Source organism: Ruegeria sp. ABF4_144 (genome assembly GCF_056160045.1).
On sequence record NZ_JBSWWK010000002.1, the window covers coordinates 238,485 to 259,467 of the forward strand.

At 57.4% G+C, this 20,983-nt stretch carries 15 protein-coding genes and 1 tRNA gene; 13 read left to right on the forward strand and 3 right to left on the reverse strand.

Annotated features, from left to right (window positions below; translation table 11 throughout):
- Positions 1–80: 80 nt before the first annotated feature.
- Together ACXAGD_RS19435 and ACXAGD_RS19440 are read right to left on the reverse strand one after the other, a co-directional pair.
- Positions 81–278 carry a hypothetical protein gene (locus ACXAGD_RS19435; protein WP_475213056.1) on the reverse strand — a complete coding sequence of 66 codons (198 nt, stop codon included), beginning with the start codon at positions 276–278 and terminating at the stop codon, positions 81–83.
- Positions 279–473: 195 nt separating this feature from the next.
- Positions 474–558: transfer RNA gene (locus ACXAGD_RS19440), tRNA-Leu, on the reverse strand.
- Positions 559–1,267: 709 nt separating this feature from the next.
- Between ACXAGD_RS19440 and ACXAGD_RS19445 the strand changes: the two genes are divergently transcribed.
- From ACXAGD_RS19445 to ACXAGD_RS19505, 13 genes are all read left to right on the forward strand, one after another.
- On the forward strand, positions 1,268–1,675 hold the full coding sequence (locus tag ACXAGD_RS19445; RefSeq protein ID WP_475213488.1) for a hypothetical protein: 408 nt from the start codon (positions 1,268–1,270) through the stop codon (positions 1,673–1,675).
- A 2-nt stretch (positions 1,676–1,677) separates the two neighbouring features.
- Positions 1,678–3,687 (forward strand): dynamin family protein, encoded by a 2,010-nt coding sequence (locus tag ACXAGD_RS19450; protein ID WP_475213058.1) that lies wholly within the window; start codon positions 1,678–1,680, stop codon positions 3,685–3,687.
- An 8-nt stretch (positions 3,688–3,695) separates the two neighbouring features.
- Complete coding sequence (locus tag ACXAGD_RS19455) at positions 3,696–5,429, forward strand: dynamin family protein (protein ID WP_475213061.1); 1,734 nt, start codon at positions 3,696–3,698, stop codon at positions 5,427–5,429.
- Between the two features lie 22 nt (positions 5,430–5,451).
- On the forward strand, positions 5,452–5,853 hold the full coding sequence (locus ACXAGD_RS19460; protein WP_475213063.1) for a hypothetical protein: 402 nt from the start codon (positions 5,452–5,454) through the stop codon (positions 5,851–5,853).
- A gap of 24 nt (positions 5,854–5,877) precedes the next feature.
- The gene (locus tag ACXAGD_RS19465; RefSeq protein WP_475213065.1) at positions 5,878–6,744 is read left to right on the forward strand and encodes a hypothetical protein; all 867 of its coding nucleotides are present in this window, start codon (positions 5,878–5,880) and stop codon (positions 6,742–6,744) included.
- 67 nt (positions 6,745–6,811) lie between these two features.
- Positions 6,812–8,854, forward strand: coding sequence for a dynamin family protein (locus ACXAGD_RS19470; protein WP_475213067.1), 2,043 nt, complete (start codon positions 6,812–6,814; stop codon positions 8,852–8,854).
- Positions 8,851–10,137: a dynamin family protein gene (locus ACXAGD_RS19475; RefSeq protein WP_475213069.1), complete on the forward strand. Its 1,287-nt coding sequence runs from the start codon at positions 8,851–8,853 to the stop codon at positions 10,135–10,137. Before ACXAGD_RS19470 ends, ACXAGD_RS19475 begins: the two co-directional genes overlap by 4 nt.
- A gap of 339 nt (positions 10,138–10,476) precedes the next feature.
- A complete protein-coding gene (locus tag ACXAGD_RS19480) occupies positions 10,477–12,633 on the forward strand; it encodes a protein kinase domain-containing protein (RefSeq protein ID WP_475213071.1) in 2,157 nt (718 codons plus the stop codon).
- Between the two features lie 180 nt (positions 12,634–12,813).
- A complete protein-coding gene (locus tag ACXAGD_RS19485; protein WP_475213073.1) occupies positions 12,814–13,881 on the forward strand; it encodes an FHA domain-containing protein in 1,068 nt (355 codons plus the stop codon).
- Between the two features lie 3 nt (positions 13,882–13,884).
- Positions 13,885–14,673 (forward strand): PP2C family protein-serine/threonine phosphatase, encoded by a 789-nt coding sequence (locus ACXAGD_RS19490; protein WP_475213075.1) that lies wholly within the window; start codon positions 13,885–13,887, stop codon positions 14,671–14,673.
- A gap of 22 nt (positions 14,674–14,695) precedes the next feature.
- The gene (locus tag ACXAGD_RS19495; RefSeq protein WP_475213077.1) at positions 14,696–15,967 is read left to right on the forward strand and encodes a type 2 periplasmic-binding domain-containing protein; all 1,272 of its coding nucleotides are present in this window, start codon (positions 14,696–14,698) and stop codon (positions 15,965–15,967) included.
- 35 nt (positions 15,968–16,002) lie between these two features.
- A complete protein-coding gene (locus tag ACXAGD_RS19500; RefSeq protein WP_475213079.1) occupies positions 16,003–17,112 on the forward strand; it encodes a LysM peptidoglycan-binding domain-containing protein in 1,110 nt (369 codons plus the stop codon).
- A gap of 40 nt (positions 17,113–17,152) precedes the next feature.
- Entirely contained in the window at positions 17,153–18,259 is a 1,107-nt protein-coding gene (locus tag ACXAGD_RS19505; protein WP_475213081.1) for a peptidoglycan-binding protein LysM, read from the forward strand.
- A 273-nt stretch (positions 18,260–18,532) separates the two neighbouring features.
- Here ACXAGD_RS19505 and ACXAGD_RS19510 read toward each other — a convergent pair whose 3' ends face one another.
- Entirely contained in the window at positions 18,533–20,746 is a 2,214-nt protein-coding gene (locus ACXAGD_RS19510; protein WP_475213085.1) for an NADP-dependent isocitrate dehydrogenase, read from the reverse strand.
- Positions 20,747–20,983 lie beyond the last annotated feature (237 nt).

A 20,983-nucleotide genomic window follows, 5' to 3' on the forward strand; every position in this document is an offset into this window, starting at 1 on the left:
GCCCGATTCTATTTGTTGAAACAGATTGCGCTTTGCACGGCCCAATTGCTCGGGCGGCAAGCGTGTATTCTTCAGAAGTTCTAGCTCGGCCGAACAGCGACAAGAACGACGTCAAGTTCGTCTTCCAAGGCTTGCAACTTTTTCAGGTCGTCCTTCGGCAGATTGGCCGTTTCGGCTTCAACAGCGGCAAGCGCGACAACCGGGCGTCCAATCTCCTGTTCAAGCGCCCGCACTGCGTTGAGCTTGTCGGCCTCGAGCGTTGCAAGTGGATAAAGCATGGCAATCTCCTGTCTACTGATGGCTAGGAGTATAGCCGAGTTTTCAGTTTTTGGAGAATTGTTTAACTGTGCACCTCTTGTCAGAGGCTGGCAGGCGCACGCAGTCGGCAAAGACGCCCCACGACGCTATTGCGCGCTTAACGGCTGGCCATAAAGCAGGCCTGTCACGAAAAGATCAGGAGTTCCTTTAGAATATGGTGCGGGTGGAGGGACTTGAACCCCCACGCCTTGCGGCGCCAGAACCTAAATCTGGTGCGTCTACCAATTTCGCCACACCCGCACTACCGGCCATAAGTGCCGGATTGGCGTGCTCAATAACAAAGGCTGCGGTGGAGTGCGAGAGGGAAATTCACTTGAGCGCAAGATAATTGGGGGTCGACCCGAGATGATCGAACTTGACACGACTGCAAGGCAATGGGCGCCGCCCTAAAGTCAAGCTATCCACCCTTTCTTTCGACCAGTGCCTGCCTGCATTTTGACATTAATCGGGACGGTGCGTTTCGACTTAGAATTTCCGACAAATCTTCGCCTATTAAACGTACACATTACCGAAATTTTCAGCGACATGTTAAACTCGCTTACGTTGAGTAAGGAGACGAAGCCTGGGGAGTCACCCGACTGCATTCGCGGCCCACGGATTGGCTGGGGCACCCTCATAATTCAGCACGCACTCTGTCACCCGCAATTAATATCGTTTAAATTCTGTAGCTTAAAAAATTCCATGAGGACGCGTTTGCATGTCCAAATTGGGAATGCCCAAGTGTTCGCAGAAACAGAAATTTGCCCACACGCCCTTGGGTTGAGCCCACGTTCAGGGTCATGACCATATTTGCGCCACATTTCAAACGCCAAAAAATCTTATTCGCGTCAAATTAACACCGCCTTGCCAGTAATTGATGGGCAGTGGGAATTAATGAGTCTTTTCCGCCCTCGGGCGCCGTAAGAGTTTTTTGCTCAACTCGAACACAAGGGTCTTAGCCGTGACCAACATGATGAACTCTGCCGCTGCTGAGCAAGACGCCATTGGTCTTGCACGTGAAAGTTTCCTTGGTGAACTGAAGTCTCTGAACCGGGATCATCCGAACACAGGTTTTGGTGTCTCGTTGCGCACGCATTCGGGGGGGCACTACTTGCTCGCCAATTCTCGTATGCCGCTGCCCAAGACCAAATCCCAAGGGTTTCCGACTGGTCGCCGTCTGGCTCTGCTGGAAAACAGTGAACAGTTCAGCTCGATCGAAGTGCTAGCCGATTCCCGCGCTTACGAAGAGATTTCGCCGGGTGCCGAGGCCGCCATTCTTGGCAATGCACTGAACCTGATTGCCCGGATCGATATCCTGACCAGCTCTGTTGACGGTCAGATCCAACCCCATATCGCCGCTACTGGAACCGGAGGCTGACCATGGCCCGAAACGACCATCTCTTGTCCGTTGGAAACGAAGCGCTGACGCCGATGACCTCGGCGATGACGGCGCTGACGGCGCAGATCGACCAGCTGACAGAGGTGGCAGATGCGCGTTCCTCGGCACGGCTTGCGACGCTCAAGACGCGGATGGAGAACTTTACGGCCAGCGTTACGTTGGTTGGGCAGGTCAAGGCTGGTAAGTCTTCGATCGTGAACATCTTGGCTGGGCGCCCTGCCCTTTTGCCGTCGGACGTCAACCCGTGGACCTCGGTGGTAACAACGCTGAACATCAACACCCGCACCGAAGGCGACAAGAGAGCGAAATTCACCTTCTTTGAACAAGAAGAGTGGGACAATCTGATGGTCGGCGGTGGCCGCTTGGGCGAATTGGCCAACCGGGCTGGTGCCGATGACGAGATGGAAGATATCCGCCGCCAGATCGGCGAAATGAAGGCCAAGTCCGAAGCGCGTCTGGGCCAACATTTCGACCTGATTCTGGGACAAAGCCACCAGTACGACTATTTCGATGATGAACTGATCCAGCGCTATGTCTGCCTGGGCGATGAAGATGACCCTGATATCAATCCCAAGACCGGGCGTTTTGCCGATGTCACTAAGTCGGCGGAACTTTACATGGACATTCCGCAATACCCGATCTCGCTGAAACTCTGCGACACGCCCGGTGTCAACGATACCTTCATGGTACGCGAGCAGATCACCCTGCGCAGCCTGCGTGGGTCCGAGGTTTGCGTTGTGGTACTGGCGGCCAGCCAGGCGCTGACCACAATGGACATGGCGCTGATGCGGATTATCGCACAGTTCGAAAACCGTCAGATCATCCTGTTCGTAAACCGGATCGACGAGCTGTCTGACCCGGTCAATCAGGTGCCCGAGATTCGCGATCGGATTCAGGACACACTGAAGCAGAACAGCATCGACACAAACACCAGCGTTGTTTTTGGCAGCGCGCTTTGGGCCGAGGCGGCCCTGACCGGAAACCCCGACATTCTGTCGGAGGAATCGCGGAACGCCTTGAATACCTTCTATCTGGCCGCCGGGTTTGGCGATCAGGCACCTTCGCTTGACAAGATCTGGGCGCTATCCGGTCTGCCTGACCTGCTCCTAGCCATGAACGAACGTATCGCCGACGGGGCCGGTAACCGGCTGCTGGATCGGGTTCGTCACCGGGCGCGCAACATCGCCAGCCAGATTCGCGCAACTGCGGTGGCTAAGAACCTGTCTGACGGTCAAGGTGTTGTGCGCGATCTTGACGGTGTTTCGCCCGAAGAGGCCATCGCCAAGGTGACCGAAGAATACGAAAAGAAGGCCGTCGAGCTGACGACGTCATTGCGCGAAAAGGTGCTAGAGCGGTTGAAATCAGCCGAAGACAACTTCGTCAAACGGGCCACCGATTCGTTGATTTCGCATCTGGAGCAGAATGGCGAGGAAGGCACCTGGCAATATGACCCGGCTGGCCTGCGCACCCTGCAAAAGGCAGCCTATTTCAGCTTTGCCCGCGCCATGCGCAAGGAGGCCGGAGCGCTTTACAGTGCCTCTGCGGCGGATGTTGAAGCATTGTATCAAAAGCTGCTGGGCAACCATCTTGGCGAATTCAGCATCGAAGCTCCGATCGTGCCCCGCGTGCCGCCGCCACTGGGCATCGGCCGCACTATCGCGCTGGACCTTCAAAGCACTTGGTGGCGCCGCTGGTGGCAACGCCGCAAAGGGTTCGAAGCCTATGCTGCGGATTATACGCGACTGATCGCGTCCGAGGCCAACTCGATCACCAAAGACCTTGAGGAAAATCAGATCGCGGCTGTTCTGGAAAACGTGCGGGCCGGCTTGTCGGACTTCCTGCGCGAGCAGAAAGAGACCCTGCTTAACATTTCGGCCTCGGCTGAACAGGACCCGAACCAGGCGGCCCTGATGGCAGGTATGACCCCCAAGAAATCGCGTGACGATATCCTGGGCGACATCCTGAAAGATCTTAGTAACGAGGCAGCATAAGTAGCGACATGGCAAAAGATACACAAACCCGCTTCGTCTCTCCTAAGGCTTGGGAACGCATCGAGCAGTGGTCCCGCCGCAAACCGATCTTTGCGTTGATGGGGGAATTCAGTGCCGGGAAATCGACGCTGATGAACTTTCTCCTGCGCTCGCAGGCCCTGCCAACGCAAGTGACCGCTACACAGTTACCGCCCGTGTGGTTCAGCTGGGGCAAGAAATCGGCCTATGTGCAGCGCCACGACGGAACCCGCGAAAACATCACTCTGGATCAGCTGGAATCAGTTGGTGTCAATGACGTGCAGTTTGTGCGTATCTTTCTTGAGGCTGATATTCTGGAAGCGGTGGATCTGATCGACACCCCCGGTATCTCGGACCCTAAGATCTCCAGTGATGTCTGGCGCCGTGCGGTTGGGCAAGCCAACGGGGTTTTGTGGTGCACCCATGCAACTCAGGCCTGGCGCGAAACCGAACGTGCCACTTGGGTGTCATTGCCGGAACGGCTGCAGCATAACTCTCTGCTGCTGGTGACCCGCGCCGATGTGCTGGGCCCGAAAGACCGTCAAAAGGTGCTGCGCCGGGTCAACCGCGAAGCAGGCCACCTGTTCAACCGGTCGATTCTGTTTTCGGCGCGTGATGCAATCACGGCCCGGGACAAAAGTGGCGATGCCGAGCTATGGACCCGTAGTGGCGGCGGCAAGATGGTGGACAGTTTTCTTCAGATCACCGAACAGATCATGGACAGCCGCGCCGACATGCTGACGCGCTATCAGATCGACAACGGCATGGCCGCAGGAGCACCCGTGCAACCGATCCGCCCGAAACGCGTGGCGGAGCAAACCGAAGAACCGGCTCCGCTGAAACTGGTGAACCCGGTTCCTACTGCCACCGAAGAAGACGAAGTCGTCACTAGCTTTCCCATCCGCCCGGCCCGCGTTGAGCGCCGCACCGAAGAAAGCAGTCGCGAAGAACGTATTGATGCGGCAGAGGCCGAACGTCTGCGCGCCGAGATGGAAACCGAAACTCCGGCGGCCGAGCCGCAGCCGGAAAACGAAGGCGATGAACTGCGCGCCTTTTTCCGGGACACGGAAAGTAACAGCCTGAATCTTGCGGAATTCCAGGAAACGTCGGCAGATGAAGACTCGTTTGATCTGTTGGACGACAATGAGCTGGACGACGAGGATGACAACATCCTGGCCCTTGATGAGCAGGCGGAAACACTGGAAGACACAGTCGGTGAAACTTCCGACCGGTTCATAGAGTCGCTGGACAGCAAGCTGGCAGACGCGACTGAACAGGACATGGCATCGGTTGAAGAACCCGAAGAAAAGCCCGCCGAAGTTTCAGTTTCGTCGATAGCCGCATTGCTGGCCGAACAATCGAATGGCGTCGACGAATACGAGCCGGAGCCTGAATCTAACGGTCTCGTGAACATGCAGGTTGTGCCCCTGTCGAACGGTACCGCCGCGGACGACGCGGAACCGTCGGACGAAAAGGACGAGAACCTTGAGGGCCTGATTAGCGCTCCCGCAAACGTACCGCTGAGTGCGGCATCCATGTGGCGCGACGTGACGGCGGATGAGAATTTGCCGACCGATGTTGAAAGCATGAAAAAGGTCTTCGGCGCATTTCTTGAGGAATTCGACCAGATTGCCGCCGAGCATTTCGCGCGCCATGTCAAGAATTCGGTTGGCGCCGTACCGAAAGCAACGGAAAACGGCGGGGCCGAATTCCGTGTGTTGTAACCCAAACCTCAGGTAGCAAGCGATGACGATCGAAGCCGCACTGAACACCGCGATGGAAACCATACCCGACTGTATTGCAGCCGGGTATGTCGATATGGAAACAGGGATGTTGCTTGGGACCAACACCCTGGATTCAGACAGCGCGGACATTCTGGACAGTCTTGCCCTTGCCGTGGCTAACCTGTTTCAGGGGCGTGGCGTCAAGGCTTTCGAGGACTTGCTGCGCGCGGCCGGGGCCGAGGAGGCCGACAACCCGGGATTTGGGGAAATCGCGGTGTTTTCGGACGACCGGTTGAATATCTTTTTGCGGACCCGGGAGTATCCCGATCATGTGGTCTGTTACATCTGTCGCAGCAGCGCCAATGTCGGGTTGGCGCTGACAAAATCGCATCTCAGCCTGGGGCCCGTTGCGGCCGCAGTCTAGACCTGACCAGAGGGGGGTCACGGCATGATGGACACGAACATACTCGAGATGCTCGACGACATCGGGCGCTCGTCTGTGGCGCGCCTGAACCCGGCGGTCACCGTTCCGGGCGAAACTGCCCGGATTCGGCGCGAAAAAGTGCTGCACACCATTCGCGGCACCATTTTGCCGCGCCGGCTGGAATTCACAGCCGCCGATGGTCATTGCCTTGCAATCGAAGTTAACAGCTCGCGCATCACGGATGTTTTCCGGGTTCAGTCCGGCGTCGCTCCGGATTTCGAAACCGAGTCCCGAGAGGAGTTAGCAAGCAAGCTGGCGCAGCTGGTCACCGACATTGCGGCGGCCCCTGCTCCGTTGGAGCTGATTTCGCTGCAACCAGACACCGCGCTTGAGGCTGACGATGTGGGCATCACTTTCAGCGAGATTGAAAGCGCTTGCGAGAAAATCGAACTACCTGCTGAGCCCGTTTTCTCGATCGTCCCGGATGCGACTGAGGAACCTGCACCTGCCGAAGAAACACCGGTGCAAGATGCAAACTCTCTGGCGAAGCAGTTCTTTGACGGTTCCGACCGATTTGCCCAAGGCCGGGTTTTGGCCAGTGGCGCGGACGGTGCCGTGCTTCACTTGGGTGGCACTTGTGACGAAGGGCAACCGCTGCATCCCAACGCGGATCTGCTGACCCGATTTGCCCGCGATCTTGCGGGTTGGGATGGTGACACGGCCAACGTGATGGGCCACCCGCAGTTGATTGTCATGCGTCCTTCCGGTGGCAAAGGCGCCGGTCTGGCCGTCCTGAATGATGGCGAGAACTTTGCCGTTACCGTCCACGAGGCACGCAAACTGGGTGCCGTCGTCAATCTTTGGGCCTCACTGAAAAGGCCGGAAGGATGAGTACGCCCCTTTCGTTCAATTTTTCGATGAATTCGATCCGTGATTTCAAGTTACCAGGGTAAAGTTTATGAGTGAAAACAACCGTCGCGAGTTAATCCGTATTGCCGAAGATATGAACGGCGCCTCGAATGATGAGACCCGCCAGTTCATCTCGCGTATTGTCGGCGACCTGACAAATCTGAAACCGTCGATCGCCTTTGTCGGGCAGATCAAGGCTGGCAAATCCCGTTTGATCAACGGCTTCACCGGTCAGGCAGAATACCTGCCATCGGACGTGAACCCCTGGACGACGGTGATCACCGACATGCATTTCGGCCACCCGTCAGGGCGGACCTCTGGGGCCGAGTTCCATTTCTTCGACAACCGCCAATGGCAGGCGCTGATCGCCGAAGGCGAAGAGCTGCGCAACATGTTCCCCGATGATGAGGACAGCTATAAACGCGAGATGATCGAAGAGCAGGTCGAAGCGATGAAGACCCGCGCCAAGCTTCGTCTGGGGGAAAGCTACAAGCATCTTTTGGGGCAACATCACGATCTTGACGAACTGACCTCGGATGATCTGGCGCGTTATGTTTGTGCGGGCGACGACCCGACCGAAACAGGGGAACACGATCCGGGCTCAGACCGCGGACTTTACAGCGACATCACCCGCAAGGCCGAGGTCTATTTTGACATCGGCCACTTCCCGTTTCCGCTAACGGTAACTGACACACCGGGCGTTAACGACCCGTTGCTGATCCGCGAAGAAATCTCGCGCCAGTACCTGAAGGAATCTGATTTCTTTGTGGTGGTTCTTTCCGCACATCAGGCGCTGTCGCGGGCCGATCTGAAACTGTTCCGCCTGATGCAGGCGCTTGAACTGGGTCAGATCGTAGTGTTCATCAACCGGGTTGATGAGCTGGGCGGCGGTGCGGAAGACGCCGGAAAAGTCCGGACCGATGTTACGGAGGGCTTGGAGAAAGCCCTCGGGAACTCGGACATTGACGTGTTGATGGGCAGCGCGCAATGGGCACACTATGCCCTGACCGGCGATGAGACCGGCATCAACCACGACGAAGTTCTGGCTTGGCTACGGGCTCACCCAGCTCAGATGAAGCAATATCTGGACGGTGTGGAAGAGATCAAACAGGGCCCTGGCCCGATCAGCCGCGAAGGCGTTCTGCGATTTGCGGCAATGATTGCTTCCGGGCTGCCGGACCTGCGCCGTCACGTGACCGGCGCCCTGACAGAGGGCCCGCGCAACGAACAACTGCGCATGGCGTGGCAGCATCTCAATACCTTTGCCCAAGGCGAGGTTGAGCGCAGTAGAGCGCATTTGCGCGCTATCGAGGATGATTCCGCCCCCACTGCCGAAAGCAACAACGAGAACGACAAGACTCTGGCAGAGCTGCGCACACTTGTTGCCGACAAGACCGCTGGGATCGTCAACGACATGGACGATGTACTAGCCAATTTGCGCGGTGTCATGGACGACACAGTAGCTGAGTCCGTCTCGGCCGTGGTGCGAGGCCCGAACGGGGACTCACCGCTATTGGCCAAGGGCGGCGACACGGAACTGAACTTCACTCCGCTGCGTGACCGTATGCGCGAGCTTGTGCAGGGGGCCACGCAGGTCGTGCGCCAACGGATGCTGAGCGAGCTTTATACTATCGACATGCAAAGCAACGCGGCCCTGCGCGCACTGCCCGGCTGGCAAGATCCGACCGACAACCGGATGAACACCAGTGCCGTGCGGTGGTTCCGACCCGACACCACCGCGCTGACACGGGGCATTACTGTGGAGTTGCGGGTTAGCTGGCTGTCGCGCCTGATCTCACGAAAAAGCGTTGTGGCCCGGGCCGAACGCATGATCGTGCAGGAATTCGAGATGATCGGCGACGATCTGGTGGACACTGCGCGCAGTGATTTGCTGGAACGACTGAACACGGTACTGGATCATTATCTGGCCTTGCTGGCCGGGCATCTTGAACATCGGGCCGGAACCGGTGAAACCAACGAACGGGCCCAGGCGCAAGCGGCCTTTGACCACGCCCAACACATCGCCGAAGAACTCGGCGCTGTCTTTGGTGCGGATGACATCGACAAGAGATTAACAGAGGCTGCGGAATGATCGAATTTCCCGGAACCGAACAGGAAGTAAAACAACTTGAACGCTTTCTGACCGCGACCGAAAACCTTGTGGCCGACACGGCACTGGACGAGATGCGCGAGCGCGCACTTGCCCATGCCGGGCGGCTGTCCAACGCGGTCAACATCGGTTTTGCCGGGGAATTCGGGGCTGGCAAGTCCAGCCTCGCTAACATGCTGGCCGGGGCAGACATTCTGCCCACTGGACCGCAGCACCTCAAGCTGCCGCTAGTGATCGTCGCCTATTCAGATACTCCGGAAACCACAGTTGGCTGGTGGGACAAAGAGCCCAAGGTTTATTCCGGCATCGCACTGGAAAAGGCTGCGGCGGATGAGCCCGATTTCATCTCGGTCGGTTTGAACACCCCTGCCCTGCAGGAAATCTCGCTGTTTGACCTGCCCGGAACCGGTGCGCTGGATGATACGTACAAAGAAACGCTCGACCTGCTGAAATTTGTGGATTGCGCAATCTGGTGCACCAACGGCACAAACGCCTGGCGCGAAACCGAACGTCATCTGTGGTCAAAAGTTCCGCAGGAGTTGCGCGCTAACAGCCTGCTGGCCGTCACTCATGCCGATCTGCCGCCAGTTCGCGATGCGTTGGACCGGGTTCTGGCGCGCCTCAACAAGGAAATGGGTGATCTGTTCCGCTCTGCCGTATCGATTGGCACCCCTGTGGCCGTGCGTGCCATGGCGCAGGAACCCGAGCCAGATTTCGCCCTGTGGGAAAACTGCGGTGGTCAGAACCTTGCCGAACAAGTGCTCCAGATCGCGTCCGATCGCCGTCTGGCTGATCTGGAGGCTGCGCGCGCAGATCTGAAACAGGACTTCCTGCCGTTTCTGGAAACGTTGGAAGGCCCCGAGGCCGAAGTGGAGCAGCCGGATACCGCGTCGATGCACGCCGCGTTGGAATCCGCGTTGCCCCCGCTTGAAAACCCGATCCTCGAAGACTGGCTGGCCGCGATTGCCAGCATCTACGAAGACCTGCGCGAATCGTCCGACATCGAACCGTCGGCCTTCCTGCATTCGTGTCAGGAAATCGTCGAGGATTTCGCCGAGCGCCTTGAGCAAGGCGGCGAGATTGACCCGAAAGCTGACTGGATTCCAGGTGAATTTGAAAGGGCCACCGACCTGCTGCTATTGCTGCAATTCGAAAGTGGCGACGCCCCCCTGAAGGACGCGATCAGCATCCTTGCACAGCTCAGTGACAACCTGGCCTGGGCAGGTAGTCGGGTAGATTCGGTTCAACCGAAAACCGGGACCTAAAAATTTCTCGTTAAAATTGCGCTGTGACGCAGCGATTCGAGACCCGTAGAATCGGGTCTCAAACGGGCCGACTCCGTTGCCCAAGCGGAGACAAAGAGTCGGTCCTTCTGTATTTTGTGCAACGCTATTTCCAATATATAGGTCGTGTAATTCCCCGCTACACAACATGTAGTATTTTCCCAAAAACGATCCTTAGTGAAGCCATCAGGCGGCCCCAATAAAGTCAAATTTGAAACGTCTAACCGTCTCAAGTGTCCTGCGGTTGTGTTTGGTTGTGAGTTCGCGGGCGATTTGCCTCAGTTAAGAAAACCGCAAAACGATCAGAACGGGCGGAAAGAAATGAGCCACAACCAGGCGGTCGGTGCATCGCACGACGAACCGAAAATCGAAGGACTTCAACCCGGCGCCAAACTGTTGCGCGGGCAGTACGAAATCCTGCGTTTTATCAGCAATGGCGGGTTTGGGATCACGTATCTCGCGCGGGACAGTCTGGAACGCGAAGTGGTGATCAAAGAGTGCTATCCGGGTGCTCTGTGTCGCCGCAACGGCGATATGGTCGAACCGGTCGAACCGGGGTACAAAGAAGACCTGCGTTCGATCATCGATCTGTTCATTTTAGAGGCGCGCAACCACGCACGTCTGGTCCACCCTAATATCGTGAACGTCCACCAGGTGTTCGAAGACAATGACACAGCCTATATCGCGATGGATTTCATCAAGGGCTGTGACCTGCTGGACTATGTCGAAGACACCGACAACAAAGCCGGCCCCGACTTCGTCGTCCAGGTCACCGAAAAGATGCTTTCAGCGGTGTCTTTTATCCACCAGAGTGGAATGCTGCACCGGGACATCTCGCCTGACAACATCCTGATTAACGAAAACGGTGATCCGGTTCTGATCGACTTTGGCGCCGCTCGCGAACAGGCCGCCAACCAGTCTGCGGCGCTTATGACCCTGCGAGTGATCAAGGATGGCTACTCGCCGCACGAATTCTACGTGCGCGGTGCCGAGCAAGGCCCCAGCAGCGACCTATACGTACTGGCTGCCACTTTGTATCACGCAATCAGCGGCGAGCGCCCGATTGACGGCCAGACCCGCCTGAACGCATTCAATAACGGCCAGGAAGACCCATACACGCCGCTGGCTGGACGGTTCAAAGGCTATCCCGAAGGTTTCCTTGAAGCGATCGACAAGGCGATGGAGGTGCACGTCACCGACCGCCTGCAAAGCGCGCTGGACTGGCTGCGTATGTTCCGCGGTCCGAGCGTCATGTTTGATACGTTCGATTACCGCCCGGTCTCGGTCATTGTGGGCATGGACCGCAAAGATGAAGAGGCCGAAAAGGCCCGTATCAAAGCTGAAAGCGAAAATGCCGAAGCTGTGGTCACCGCTCTTCTGGCCGGAAATGCCGATCTTGCCCTGGGCAATGAAGACAAGAACGAGAATGAACTGGCCAAGTTCACGTCCAAAGAAGAAAGCGCTGTTGCGGTCGATACCGTGGTCAAAAGCGGATCGGGCGGCAGTGGTAAGCTGATTGCCGGCGCTGCGGTCATTGCTGTTGGTTTGGCAGCGGGCGGTTATTTTCTGATGTCCGGCGAACAGAACGAACCGGCACAGGACGTTGCAGTCGTCAGCGAACCAGCTGAGGACATCGTAACTGCCCCGGCACCTGCGCCGCAGGAAACAGAAGAACAGGTGGCAACAACACAAGAACCTGTCGAGCAGGTCGCCACCACCGAAACGACGCCGGAACAGGCTGATCCGGCACCAATCACGGCAGAAGCAGTACAGGCACCTGTCGAGCAGTCACAGGCCCAAACGGCGGAACCGGAAGAGTCCCAGACAGCCGAAGCTCAGCCTGCCGCCCCAGCCCCGGAAGTTTCCGGACCGCCTGCGGAAACCCAGATTGCATTCTCGCACTGGGACGTTGAAATTCCGTTCCAGACGTCCAAACGCCGTGCCTCGACCGGAAGCATCATCGCCGTGACTGGCGTTGATCCGTCACAGGACATGTCCGTGATCGGTGACTGGGTCAAACGCGGCGACGCGATCTATACCCTGAATGGCAAGCCCATCCGTGAAAACACAAGCTTTGCTGCGCAGGTTCTGGACGATCTGGCAATTGATCCCGACGGGTATATCCGCGTGTCGGCCCGCTATCGACCGCTGGGCAAAACCCTTGCTCAGAACGGGTTGCTGGCCCTGCCTGCCATGCGGGCGATCGGACTGGAGAACGGCTATGGCTTCACTGTTCGCAATGAGGACGGTCAAAGCTGGACAACGGTCGTCACCACCGTACCCGCAGACGCGGCGGGTGATCTGCAGCGCGGCGACATTCTGGTCTCGGAAGGTCAAACCGGGGCTGCCATCGACGGTAAGGAAAGCCTGGATGCGATGCTGGACGCACTGGTTGCGGAACAGCATTCGCAGGCCCGTCTGACCGTGATGCGCGATGGCGCCCAGACGGATGCCGTGATGACGCTGACGCAGGAGTAATCTGACCGGTCTGAGGTGATTTGCCTCAATATCAAAGCTGTGGGTGGCGCCCGGAAATCCGCCACTCTGACGGGGACTGGCTCGTCGCGGCAGAAAAAAGTTGTTTCGATTTCCAGATCATAAGTGCCGTTGTGCCGATGCGCGCAGAGGTGAATAGCAGCCCCGCAGGACGCAGGTTCTGTGAAAGACAGCAAAGGTGTCGACACCATGTTCAAATACAAAAGCCCTCTTAGCCGGCTGCTCGAAGGTGCCGGCAAAGCCAAAGAACCCGAAGCCGAAACCGAGGTGGAAGAAGTCGCCACGCCCGAGGCTGAAAAACCCCAGCCGATCGCGGATTTCAACGCGCTGCGGGCGGCTCTTGGCGGCGGCAACATGTCTTCGACATCGGAAAACTACGAAGACACGGATGATCTGATCCCCGAAGAAGATATGCCCGAGTTTTCGGAAGACGAGGCCGAGGCAGTGATAGAGGTCGTGACCGCCGAGGTGGCCGCTGAAACACAAGACAATATTTTCGAGGCTCCCGAAGCGCAGCCCGAACCAGAAGAGCCGGTTGTGACCCTGCACGTCGCTACCGAGGAAGATGTCGCTCCTGAGCACCCCGTCGAGGAAGAACAGGTTGTTGAAGTGATCGTTGAGGCGGTTGAGCCCGCTCAACCCGAGCCAATGGCAGAGGTCGTACCCGCTCCTGAGGTGACGGCCGAGCCCGCTCCCGAGGTAGAGGCCGATCCGGCACCGGAAGTTCAGCCGGAACCGCAACCGGAAGCTGCGGCACCGGCTCCTGCAGACGACCGTCGCGGTCGCGTCAAGACCACTTTCCTGGGCTTTGAACGCGCCGATACGCACGTTCAGGAACTGATTGAAAGCTCGGCTCCCGTTGCCAAGACCGAAACCGCGCAAGAAACCTTCCCGGTTGGGTGGCTGGTTGTTACGTCTGGCCCTGGCCGGGGTGCGTGCATCACGCTGACCGAAGGCCTGATGCAGATTGGCCGCAACGATGATCAGGCCATTCAGTTGGACTTTGGTGACACGGGCATCTCGCGCAGCAACCACGCGGTGATCGCCTATGACCCCGAGGATCGCAAATGCTATCTGGGTCACGGCGGCAAGGCCAACCTGGTGCGTCTGAACGGAAAGCCGGTTCTGAGCACGGTTCCGCTGTCCAGCGGCGATCTTATCCGCATCAGCGAAACCTCAATCCGGTTTGCCGCATTCTGTGATGACGGCTTTGACTGGCGGGACGCCTGATAGATGCTGGCGCAACCGGCATATGATATTGCGCTGATCCTGGATCAGGGTCAGCGCGAGTCGCAAGAAGACGCGATTGCCGCGCGCATGTTCGATGCAGCGGACGCCGGCTATGTCGTTATAGCGGACGGTATGGGCGGTCACGCAGCTGGTGAGGTTGCCTCAGAACTTGTGGTCGCAGCATGGCGCGAGTCCCTGGACGCCGAGCTTGAGGTTACGGCACCTCCGTCCGAAGCGGCGGTGGTTGATGCGTTGCCGCTGGCAGCCATGCAGGCCAACGCCGCGATTGCAGCCCATTGCGAAGACAAGGGCGGCGAGATCAACATGGGTTCGACCCTGCTGGGACTGTTGCTGCTGGGCCAGCACGCGTACTGGATTTCGATCGGGGACAGCCCCTTGTACCTGTTCCGCGATGGCGTTCTGCGCCAGATCAATGAGGACCATTCCATGGCTCCGATGATCGACGCGCAGGTGGCCGACGGCAAACTGACCGAAGCCGAAGCGCAGGCACATCCCGACCGAAACCAGCTGACTTCGGTCATCATGGGGGGTGCGATCCCCAAGGTTGACTGCCCGGAAACGTCACTGGAACTGACTGCTTCAGATGTGCTGATCTTAGGGAGTGACGGGCTGCAATATCTCAGCGACGCCGAACTTCAGGCCGTCGTGCGGGACAATGCACATGCGTGGGCACAGGACATCGCCGACGCACTGTGGCAGGCGCTTCGGGCCAAGGGCGACCCAGATCAGGACAATGCGTCAATCGGCGTTGTGAAACTTACAAAAAACTAACCAAGGCAAAGATACAGGATCCATGAAAACCCATCTGTTCATCTCCAGCCTGGCACTTGCTGCCGCAGCCGGAGCCGCCTCGGCGCAAGAGGCGTGCTCGACCTACGAAATCCAGCGTGGCGACAGCCTGCGCGAGTTGGCTATCGAAATCTATTCGACCGAGGATTTCCGCATCATTTTTGACGCCAACCGTGATGTGATCGGCAACAACCCGAACGTCATCCGCGTGGGCGACGTGCTGACATTGCCCTGTCTCGATGAGATCGGACGCGCACCGGCCGCACCGCAGACAGAGGCCGAAGCAATGGCCGCCGAAATGGCCGCCGAGTTGGTCAAAGCCGCAGAAAAACGGGCCGAACAAGCCATTGCTGACGCGGAAGCTCGAGTTGCCGAGGCCGAAGCCGAAGCCAAAAAGGCAAGCGAAGACGCCGTGACCGCAGCCAAGGCCGAGGCCAAAAAGGAAATTGAAGCCGCCCGTGCTGAGGGTGCCGCCTTGATCCGAAATGCCGACGAAGGTGATCGCCCGGAAATCCGGGACCGTCAGTTGCTGCTGATCACCGGTGGCAACTATGCACCCTTCACCGACGAACAGCTTCCCCATCGTGGCCTCTACACCAATCTGGTGGAAACTGCGATGCTGCGCGCCGCGCCGGAACAGGGATACAAGATTCAGTTCGTCAACGACTGGTCCTCTCATCTGGACCTGCTGATGCCGACTTTGGCCTTCGACGCTACCTTCCCCTGGTCGCGCCCGAATTGTGAAGAGGCCGCGTCGTTGTCAGAAAAAGACCGTGACCGCTGCGAAACCTACAACTTCTCGAACCCGTTCTACGAGGTTGTGGACACGTTCTTTGCCCGCCAAGGCACTGGCTATGAACAGACCCTGACCTATGCTGATTTCGCAGGCACCACGATCTGCCGTCCCGAAGGTTGGTCACTGTCGCACATGGATGCAGTGGGTCTGTACGAACCTGCTATCACTCTGGTGCGCCCCGTTTCACCAGATGACTGCTTTCACGCGGTCATGGAAGGCACGGCCGACATCGTAGCCATCGAAGCCCATCTGGCGGTCGAGGCAATCGGGCGACTGGGTTATGAACACCGCATCATTGAGAACCCAAACTTGGCGGCGGTCAAGCAACTTAACGTGATGACTCACAAAGATAATCCGGATGGTGAAGCAATCCTTGAAACGCTGAACCAAGGTCTGACGATCATGCAGCAATCCGGAGAATGGCGGGACATCGTCTCGACCGCCCTGCGCCATCAAATGGAAAACAGCTTCAACAACTAAAAGCCCTCTCAAATTTTATCTGGAGAAACTACCCAATGCCCCAACTAACGCTCCATAACGTTGCGATGACCTCTGCTGCTGTCATCGCGCTAAGCGCCGGAGCCGCTGCCGCCCAGCAAGCTTGTACGAACTACACCGTGCAAGATGGTGACACCATGGCCACCATTGCAATTGCTGCCTATGGCACATCGAACTACCAGCCGATCTTCAACGCAAACCGCGAAAACATCAGCAATCCGAATGCGTTGACCCCAGGGCTGTCTCTTGTCCTCCCCTGTGAAGACGGAAGTCTGCCGAACGGCCAGAGTGCCCGCGAAATTATCGCGGCACAGCAAGAACGGTACGCTAGCACGTCAACTCAAAGTGCATTTAAGCAACCGATCAAACTGGTCACCGGCAACGGTTGGGCTCCTTTTGCCGACGAGACACTGAACGGAGGTGGCTTTATCACCCGCCTGGGTACGACAACCCTGCAACGTGCGGGAAATAACGAGCAGTACTCGATCAGTTTCGTGGACGACTGGAACTCACACATCGAGACACTGCTGCCCTTGGGTGCCTTCGATATCTCGATGGCTTGGAATATCCCCGACTGCACCAACCGAAGCTATGAATGGTCGTGGGAAACCGAAGTCCGCTGCACACAGTTCCACGCGTCGGCCCCGGTCTATGACATCGTTTTTGGCTTCTACAGCCTGCCCGAAAGCAGCTACGCAAGCGCGACCAGCTTCGAAGATCTGCACGGTGCCACAATCTGCCGTATGGAAGGCTGGCCGTTGCACGATCTTGAACAAGAAGGTTTGCGCCGGGGTGAAACAATGACCGTTCTGCAACCGACCACTGCGCGGGAATGCCTTGACGCGGTTGTGACCGGAACGGCTGACCTTGCCACGTTCGAAGTACAACTTTTCGCTGACGCTATGAGCGAAATGGGTTTGAACACAAATGACATCGTCGAGAATCCATACGTCTCAACGCTGTCTGCACTTCGGTTCATTACTCACCGGTCCAATCCTCAGGGGAAAAAATACCTTGCCCTGATGAACAAGGGCCTCAACGAAATGCGCGAAACCGGGGAATGGTACGCCATCATCTCGGACACCCTCAATGAACACAACGAAAGACTGCTAGAAGCGATCAACTAGGATCTCATTTCCACATTCCAACTTATGGGAGGAATAACCAATGCAAAAACAAAAACTTAACACCAAAGTGATGACGGCTACGGCCGTCCTCACACTCACCGCAGGCGCAGCTGCAGCGCAGGAAGCCTGTTCGAACTACACAGTGGAAGACGGCGACACGATGGCCACCATCGCGATCGCGGCTTATGGCACCTCGAACTATCAGCCGATCTTCAACGCGAACCGCAATATCATCACCAACCCGAACGACCTGGAACTGGGTCTGGTTCTGGCCCTGCCTTGTGAAGACGGCAGCCTGCCGAACGGTCAGTCCGCTCAGGAAATCATCGCGGCGGAAGAAAAACGCGCTGCAAGTGTGAAACGTTCAAATGTCTACGCACCACCGATCAAGCTCGTGGCCGGAAACGGCTGGGAGCCGTTTACAACTGAGTCGCTGAACGGCGGCGGTATTATGACCCGTTTGGCGACTACCAGCCTTCAGCGTGCGGGCAACCAGAGGGACTTTTCGGTCAGCTTCGTTGACGACTGGACATCCCACTTGGAAACGCTGTTGCCGCTTGGCGCGTTCGATATCTCGATTGCCTGGACACTGCCAGATTGCACCAACCGCACCTACGAGTGGTCCGAAGCTACCAAATCCCGTTGTACGGAGTTTGTTGGCACCGTCCCTGTCTACGATGTTGTCGGCGGGTTCTTCACTCTGCCTGAAAGCGAGTACACGAACGCGACAACCTTCGCAGATTTTGAAGGCGCAACTCTCTGCCGCATGTCCGGTTGGAGCATGGTTGTTCTGGAAGAAGTCGGCCTGAACAGCAAAAACCTGAATCTGGTACACCCAAACTCGGCCCGCGAGTGCCTTGATGCCGTTTTGACCGGCACAGCGGATGTTGCCGCATTTGAGGTGGAACTGTTTGCTGCGACGATGACCGAGATGGGCCTGACCTCTCAGGAAATCGTTGAAAACCCCTATGTATCCACACTGTCGTCGATGAGCTTCCTCGCGCACCGCTCGAACCCGTTCGCGCGCGAGTATGTTGCCATGATGAACAAGGGCCTGAATGAAATGCGTGAATCCGGCGAATGGTACGCAATCATTTCGGATACCCTGCGTGAGCAGAACGAAAAACTGAACGCAGCGTCGAACTGATCTTTCAGTTCACCTGACAATCAAGGGGCTGGTCTTGGGACCGGCCCTTTTTTGTGTTGAGACCAAGGTTTTCGTGAACCGGTCAACACAAATACGGGAAACCCCCAATACCCGAGTGTGTCAAAGTTGTTAATCTATAGATAACAATACCGGTGAGGCTCTGCCTCTCCACTCACTCAAAAAGGGGCTGGCTTTGGGGGTCAGCCCCTTTTTCTATTCAACGCTCCGATCAGAGCCACAAAAAGCCACGCCTCTCAGCGTGGCTTTGCCTGATCAGCCGATGATCGCATTCAGAGTGGCACTGGGGCGCATCACTGCTGCGGTCTTGGCAGGGTCTGTGTGATAGTAACCACCCAGATCGGCAGGCGCGCCTTGTGCGGCAGCCAGTTCACCAAGAATCTGACCTTCCTTGTCTGCCAGTTCCTTGGCGATAGGCGCGAACTCAGCCGCCAGTTCCGCATCGCCGGATTGCGCCGCCAAGGCCTCGGCCCAGTAGCGTGCAAACCAATAGTGGCTGTCGCGGTTGTCGGGCTGACCAACCTTGCGGCTTGGCGAGCGATTGTTGTCCAAAATGCCCTGCGTTGCGGCCTCGGCCGCGGCACCCAGAACACCCGCTTTAGCGTTGCCTTTGCTATCAGCCAGGAAGTTCAGCGATTCACCCAGCGCGCAGAACTCACCCATCGAGTCCCAACGCAGGTGGCTTTCTTCGACCAGCTGCTGGACATGTTTCGGGGCCGACCCACCTGCACCGGTTTCGAACAAACCGCCGCCATTCATCAACTTAACGATGGACAGCATCTTGGCCGAGGTGCCCAGTTCCAGGATCGGGAACAGGTCAGTCAGGTAGTCCCGCAACACGTTGCCGGTAATCGCGATCGAGTCATTGCCCGCTGTGATGGTTTCCAGAGACTGACGGGTTGCCTCACGTGGCGCCATGATCTGGAACTTGTCGGCCACACCAGCCGCCTCAAGCGCCGGTTTGACGTATTTGATCAGCTCTGCGTCGTGGGCGCGGTTTGCGTCCAGCCAGAAGATCGCCTCGGACCCGGTCAAGCGCTGCCGATCCATCGCCAGTTGAATCCAGTTCTCGATAGGGGCTTTCTTCACGGTGCAAGACCGCCAGATATCACCTTCTTCAACGTCATGGCTAAGCAAGGTCTCGCCATTGGCCAGAACAATACGAATGGTTCCGTCTGCAGGGGCCTGGAAGGTGGTCGGGTGCGAACCGTATTCCTCGGCCTTCTGCGCCATCAGGCCGACGTTGGCGACGGCACCAGCGGTGGCCGGATTCAGCGCGCCATTTACTTTAAAAAAGTTGATGGTCTCGTCATAGACACCAGCATAGCAGCGGTCGGGGATGACGCAGTTGGTGTCACCCTTGGCACCGGTCTCGTCCCAACCCTTACCACCAGCACGGATCACGGCAGGCATCGACGCGTCGATGATCACGTCCGACGGCACGTGCAGGTTGGTGATGCCCTTGTCGCTGTCGACCATATACATCGACGGGCGGTCGCCTTTCAGCGCGTCAATGGCCGCTACGATTTCAGCATTGTCCTTAACGCGGTCCAACAGGTCACCCAGACCCGAGTTTGGGTTCACACCCAGCGCGTCCAGTTCAGCGCCGAATTTCTCGAACACCGGGGCCAGCCAGGCTTTGACCGCATAGCCAAAGATGATTGGATCCGACACTTTCATCATGGTCGCTTTCATATGCAGCGAGAACATGGTGCCGTCCTTTTTGGTGTCTTCGATGGCCTCAGCCAGGAACGCAGACAGAGCTTTAACCGACATGAAGGTCGCGTCAGCCACGGTGCCTTCGTCCAGCGTCCAACCGTCTTTCAGAACGGTCACGCTGCCGTCCTTACCGACGAATTCGATCTTTGCATCACCAGCCTGCGCCGCTGTGATCGTCGCCGATTTCTCATTTGCGTAGAAATCGTTATCCGACATCGACGAAACTTTGGTTAGGCTGGACGAGGCCCATTCTCCCATCGAATGCGGGTTGCTCTGAGCGTAGTTTTTCACAGCCTTTGCCGCGCGACGGTCGCTGTTGCCCTCACGCAGAACCGGGTTCACGGCCGATCCTTTGATGGCATCGTAACGCGCACGGATCGCCTTCTCTGCGTCATTTGCTGGTTCTTCGGGGTAGTTCGGGATGTCATAACCCTGCGCCTGCAGCTCTTCGATCGCAGCAACCAGCTGCGGAACCGAAGCCGAGATGTTCGGCAGCTTGATCACGTTGGCCTCGGGTGTTTTCACCAGTTCACCCAGCGCGGCCAGATCATCGGTGATGCGCTGCGCATCGGTCAGGTTTTCCGGGAAGGTCGCCAGAATACGGCCTGCCAGCGAAATATCCTTGGTTCCAACGCTGACACCTGCGGCACTGGCGAACTTGCGAATGATGGGCAGGAACGACGCGCTGGCCAGCTCGGGCGCTTCGTCTACAATGGTATACAATATATCGAAGTTCGATTTTTCTGCCATATTCTTTTACCTTTTTTAAGCCTTTCGGGGCGTGCGATCCAAGAGTGTGCCACATATGCGTGGCTGCGGATGGGGCGCGAGAATCCTACCGCCCCAAGGGTGACTCTGATTTGACAGGGCCTCCCATAAAACAGGTTGCGTTTCGGATCAATCCTCTAGTGGGGGCGCAAATTGACACGGGGTTGACGTTTGGGCTCAAGCCAATTCCAGTTTGATAGGCTGTTCCGACCGCAATCC